The organism is Bradyrhizobium sp. P2_E8, from assembly GCF_056403875.1.
The window spans coordinates 1-5,183 of record NZ_JBFUES010000528.1 but is presented as its reverse complement, the minus strand read 5'-3'; the positions used below and the strand labels follow the sequence as shown (position 1 = coordinate 5,183).

The window sequence follows — 5,183 nt, the reverse complement described above, 5'->3', positions numbered from 1 at the left end:
GTACCGGATCGCCCGCTTTCACGGGTGATGACACGAAATAGCAGGAGTTGAGCGTGAAAGATCGGGCCGTTACTTCAACTTCAGGCGATACGTCTCGTGGCAGTCGGAGCAACGATCGTTGATCGCGGTATAGGCGGCCTTGAGGCTCGCTACGTCGGTGATCTTGCCCTTGACCTCCGCGATCGCCTTCTGCACCGGCGGGATCTTGGAGTCGAAATCGGCCTTGTTCTTCCAAACCTTCGGCGACGCTCCATAGGTCGCGTTCACCACGTCCTGCTTTGGATTGACTTCGAAGGTCTTGGCGATTTTGGCGACGTCGGTCTCAAGATTGGCGATCGCCTCGTCGATGGCCTTCTGGTCGTAGGGGATGTCACCCTTGGTCATTTTCTGGATGACCGTATAGAGGCTCTTGGCCTGCGAGCGCATCAGATTGTCCTGTTGAACCGCGACCTCCTGCTGCGCCATCACGGCGCCCGCGCCCAATAGCAGGGTCGTCGCGACAATCATCGTCCGTTTCATTGTTGGTTTCTCCGACTCGCAGATCCCTTGGGATTGGACCCTCCACCCGCTTCACGGGAGTCGCGGTCCATCCATGGATAGAACCCCGCGCGGGGCATTTATTCCCGCGCGTGAGGATTGTGGCTTACAGGCTGTGACGGCGACGGTGCTCGCTGATCGCGATCCACACCCGCTCCGGGGTTGCCGGCATGTCGATGTGGTCGATCTTGTACTCGCGCCAGAGCCCGTCGACGATGGCGTTGACGACGGCCGGACAGGAACCGATCGCGCCGGCCTCGCCCGCCCCCTTCACGCCCATTGGATTGGTCTTGCAGGGGACGTTGGCGGTCTCGAACACGAAGTCCGGACCGTCCGCCGCCCGCGGCAGCGCGTAGTCCATGAAGGTCGCGGTGATCAGCTGGCCGTCGCCCGCGCCGTAGACCACCTGCTCCATCAAGGCCTGGCCGATGCCCTGCATGGCGCCGCCATGCACCTGCCCCGCCAGCAGCAGCGGGTTGAGCGTCTTGCCGAAATCGTCGACGATCACGTAGTTGACGATCTTGATGATGCCGGTCGCCGGATCGATCTCGACTTCCGCCACATGGGTGCCGTTGGGATAGGTGCCGTCGGCGCTGGCGAAGGTCGCGCTGCCGTTCAGCTTCGACGGATCGGCGCCGGGCCGCTTGGCGAGGTCGGCGAAGGAGATCGAGCGGTCGGTGCCGGCAATCCGGATCACGCCGTCGGTGATCTCGAGGTCGCCCGCGCTCGCTTCCAGCGCCTGCGCTGCGAACTCCTTCAGCTTCTTGCCCAGATCGCCCGCAGCGCGCTCCACGCAGACGCCGCCCGTGGGTATCGAGGCCGAACCGCCGGTGCCGAGACCTGTGGCGATCTCGTCGGTATCGCCCTGACGGATGTGGACGCGCTCCGGCGCCACGCCGAACTGCTCTGCGACGATCTGCGCATAGGCGGTCTGGTGCCCCTGCCCGCTCGACTGCGTGCCGATCAGGACGGTGACATCGCCATTGGGATCGAGGCGGACGTTGGCCGTCTCCTCACCCATCACGCCGCAAATCTCGACATAGCTCGCAAGGCCAATGCCGCGGATCAGGCCGCTCTTCTTCGCCGCCTTGGCGCGCTTGGGAAATTCCTTCCACTCGGCGATCTCCATCGCGCGCTTCAGATGCGCGGCGAAGTCGCCGGAATCATAGACCTTGCCCGTCGCGGTCTTGTACGGCAACGCCTTCGGCTGAATGAAATTCTTGCGGCGGATCGCGTCCGGCGTCATGTCGAGCTTTCGCGCGCAGGCGTCAACCAGGCGCTCGATGACATAGGCCGCCTCGGGCCGGCCCGCACCACGATAGGCATCGACTGGCACGCTGTGGGTGAAGATGGTGCGCACCCGGCAGTGGAAGGCCTGGATGTCGTAGAGGCCCGGCAGCATGCCGGCGCCGCCATGCGGGATGTAGGGGCCGAAGGTCGACAGATAGGCGCCCATGTCGCCCATCAGGTCGCAATCCATCGCGAGGAACTTGCCGTCTTCAGTCAGCGCCATCTTCGCGGTGGTGACGTTGTCGCGGCCCTGCGCGTCGCCCATGAAATGCTCGGAGCGGTCGGCCGCCCATTTCACCGCCTTCTTCAGCTGCCGCGCCGCAACCGCCATCAGGGCGTATTCGCGGTACGGAAACAGTTTCGTGCCGAAGCCGCCACCGACGTCGGGGCAAATCACCCGCATCTTCTCGGTCGGGATGTTCAGCACGTTCTGGCAGAGGATGTCGCGCAGGCGATGGCTGCCCTGGCTGCCGACCGTCAGCGTCAGATGGTCGCGCTTGGCGTCGTATTCGCAGACCGCCGCGCGCGTCTCCATGAAGCTTGCGACCACGCGCGGATTGACGATGGCGATTTCGGCGACCGCATGCGCCTTGGCAAAGGCGGCCTCCGTCGCCGCCTTGTCACCAATTGAAACGTCGAACAGCACGTTGCCGGGCTTGTCCGGCCAGACCTGCGGCGCGCCCTTCTTCACGGCATTGACGACGCCGGTCACCGATGGCAGCGGGCTCCATTTGACCTCGATCGCCTCGATCGCGTCGCGGGCCTGGTCGATGGTCTCGGCGACCACGAAGGCGATGGAGTCCCCGACATGAAGCACTTCGTCCTTCGCGAGGATCGGGTAAGGCGGGCCGGTGAAGGGATCGGTCTCGAGATTGAACAGGCACGGCAGATTGCCGAGATCCTTGACGTCGTCTGCGGTCAGGATCAGCGCGACGCCGGGCAAGCCGCGGGCACGGCTCGCATCGATGGTGTATTTGGCATGCGCATGCGGCGAGCGCAGCATCAAGCAGCGGAGCGCAGCCTGCGGCGCGTAATCGTCGGTATAGCGGCCCTTGCCGCGGATGAGCGCGTCATCCTCCTTGCGCAGCACGCTTTGGCCGACGCCGAACTTGATGGGAGCTGCCATTTTCTTATCCCGTCCTCATGGTTGTTTTGCGGGCATATTGCCGTGGAAAGAGTGGCAAGGCAAACGGGTTTAGCTGGGCGCATTGATCGCAGGCCGGGAAAAGCACCGCTCACACGCATAGCGAAGTTGCGCAGAAAGGCCGGAGTTCGCTCATTTCCCGGTAGAGGTCGCTGATCCTGCGCCCTCCTCGACACGCTCGGAAACCTCCTCGGAGGCCGCGCCACGCCATCGTCGGGCCCCCTCATTTTTCGATCAGACGGAACTGGGGCGACCTGGCGGCGCAACGTGTTTCTTGAGAACCATCAAATTTGCCTGGCCGCAGACTGTTACGCGTTGGGCGTGCGGGCGCGAGACCCCCATCGTTCCGAAGCTCGTCCGCCTCTGGAGGAGAAGGTGATTAGATTTCGTGCAAAGGTCGGAATGGCGTCGAACCTTCCGGATTGGCTCGATCTAGCGCGCGGGCTCGCTGCCGTCGAGGTCCTGATTTTTCATTCCTATCAACTCCTCTTCGAAGAACAGCTTCCCGGCGCAACCCATGACGGCCCGATCGTTCTCGTCTACTCCGTAATATGGGCCTTGAGCGGGCACGGCGTTGCGGCCGTCATCGTCTTCTTTGTGCTCAGCGGCTATTTGGTCGGCGGGCCGGCATTGGTGCGCGCAAAAAATGGCGAACTGAACGCCATAGATTACTTCTCCGCGAGAGCGTCGCGCCTTTATGTCGTGCTGCTTCCGGCGCTTGCGGTCTCCCTGTTGTTTTATCTGCTGGCCACGCAGTCGGACAAATGGCAGCCATTTGTTGCTTTCCACCAACATATCCTTGCCGCGTCGGGACTGTTCTCGTCCAGCGTCAGTCCAGCCGCGGCCTTGTGCAACGGGCTATTTCTTCAGACCATTGCCTGTTCGACCTACGCTGGCAATCTGGCATTGTGGAGCCTGTCCAACGAGTTCTGGTATTACGTCCTGATTTTGGCGTTGTTATCAGTTGGCAAGCGCCCAACCTGGATTTTGGCGATCGCCGCGATCCTTGCGCTCTTCGTCGTGGCCGAGCGCGCTGATGTGCGCGGTTATCACACTGGCCTGAAGTTCACCTTCTATTTTCTGATCTGGTGTGTCGGCGCCCTCGTTTACGCCGTCGTGTTACCGCTGCGGATGTGGTTGCTCGGCCTTCTGATCTCACTGGCCGGGATTTATCTCCTTCAGGCCAAAGGTCTCTTGCCCGGCTGGGCCGCGTATCATCTGACGGTCAGCATCCTCACCGCCGCGGCTATCCTGGGCATAGAGTTTACGAGACTATCGCTGCCGCCATCTCTGTATTTCGCGCGTGATATCGCCAAGTGGAGTTTCTCGCTCTACGCGATTCATTATCCCATCCTGGTCTTCCTCAATGTCAGCATTGCCGCCGAAAAACGCGAGTTTACAATAGGGTCGCTTGCTCTCGATATGCTGTTCATCCTGTGCGGCCTGCTGGCCGCGTTCATCTTCTATCTCCTGTTCGAGCGACACACGGATGCTGTCAGGGCGCGGCTCCGGACCGTCATAGGAAAACGCCCGTCGAAGCCGCGGATGGAAAAATCCCTAGCTCCGTGACTCGACGGCCCACAGCATTCTTCGCAGTTCGATAATGGCCCGCGGCATGCGTCGTCATGATCGTCACCTGTAATGGTGCGGGATCGCATAGGCCGAGCTTTATGATCGCTTACATCACCCCTCGGCTCCAGAGGGCCGTGGCGCGATCTCTCAGCGTATCGATAGCGCGTTCAGGCGTGATGTAGTCGATCTCGCCACGCGTCAGGCCGATATCCATCAGCTCCCTGTCACTCAGGTCCTGCAATGTGACCCGTGGGCGCTGCCGCCGCTCCTGAAACGCATACCAATATCGCCTGAGCAGGCCGAGGACGCTTCGCGTCGATGCGGCTGCTGGTCCGGCAGCATCGCCGTCCGACAAGGCGTCGTCCAGCGCTGCGGCAGACGCCTTGAGACGTGCTGCCAACGCATGGTCGATCGCGTCCTTGGCTTGCGCGATGGAGAGGTTGAGGCCGCGTCCTGCGGCATCGCCCTCAATTTCGGATGAGATGTTCGTCAATTGTGGTGGCATCGGATGCTCCTGCTGTTGCGCCGGCAGGGAGCGTGGCCAAACAAAAGGCCCCGTCCGATGCCGGCGGGGCCTGGTGGAAAAGATGTCGTCGTCGAATTACTAGCGCGCGACTCCTTCCACGGCCCAGCCGAAGCG

General features: G+C 62.1%; 4 protein-coding genes. 1 reads left to right on the top strand and 3 read right to left on the bottom strand.

From position 1 onward, the window contains the following. Positions 1-69: 69 nt before the first annotated feature. Positions 70-519, bottom strand: coding sequence for a cytochrome c (locus AC1D00_RS25570; RefSeq protein WP_477012562.1), 450 nt, complete (start codon positions 517-519; stop codon positions 70-72). Positions 520-643: 124 nt separating this feature from the next. Further along, positions 644-2,953, bottom strand: a complete 2,310-nt coding sequence (locus tag AC1D00_RS25565; protein WP_477012561.1) for a xanthine dehydrogenase family protein molybdopterin-binding subunit — start codon at positions 2,951-2,953, stop codon at positions 644-646. A 420-nt stretch (positions 2,954-3,373) separates the two neighbouring features. On the opposite strand from AC1D00_RS25565, the gene AC1D00_RS25560 reads away from it, so the two are divergent. Continuing rightward, a complete protein-coding gene (locus AC1D00_RS25560) occupies positions 3,374-4,540 on the top strand; it encodes an acyltransferase family protein (RefSeq protein WP_477012560.1) in 1,167 nt (388 codons plus the stop codon). 109 nt (positions 4,541-4,649) lie between these two features. On the opposite strand, the gene AC1D00_RS25555 is transcribed toward AC1D00_RS25560, so the two are convergent. Next, positions 4,650-5,048, bottom strand: a complete 399-nt coding sequence (locus AC1D00_RS25555; RefSeq protein WP_477012559.1) for a DUF1127 domain-containing protein — start codon at positions 5,046-5,048, stop codon at positions 4,650-4,652. Positions 5,049-5,183: the final 135 nt, after the last annotated feature.

Bases quoted from the DNA above. Each gene is read 5' to 3' on its own strand.
- AC1D00_RS25570 (WP_477012562.1), bottom strand. From the start codon at position 519: ATGAAACGGACGATGATTGTCGCGACGACCCTGCTATTGGGCGCGGGC.
- AC1D00_RS25565 (WP_477012561.1), bottom strand. From the start codon at position 2,953: ATGGCAGCTCCCATCAAGTTCGGCGTCGGCCAAAGCGTGCTGCGCAAG.
- AC1D00_RS25560 (WP_477012560.1), top strand. From the start codon at position 3,374: ATGGCGTCGAACCTTCCGGATTGGCTCGATCTAGCGCGCGGGCTCGCT.
- AC1D00_RS25555 (WP_477012559.1), bottom strand. From the start codon at position 5,048: ATGCCACCACAATTGACGAACATCTCATCCGAAATTGAGGGCGATGCC.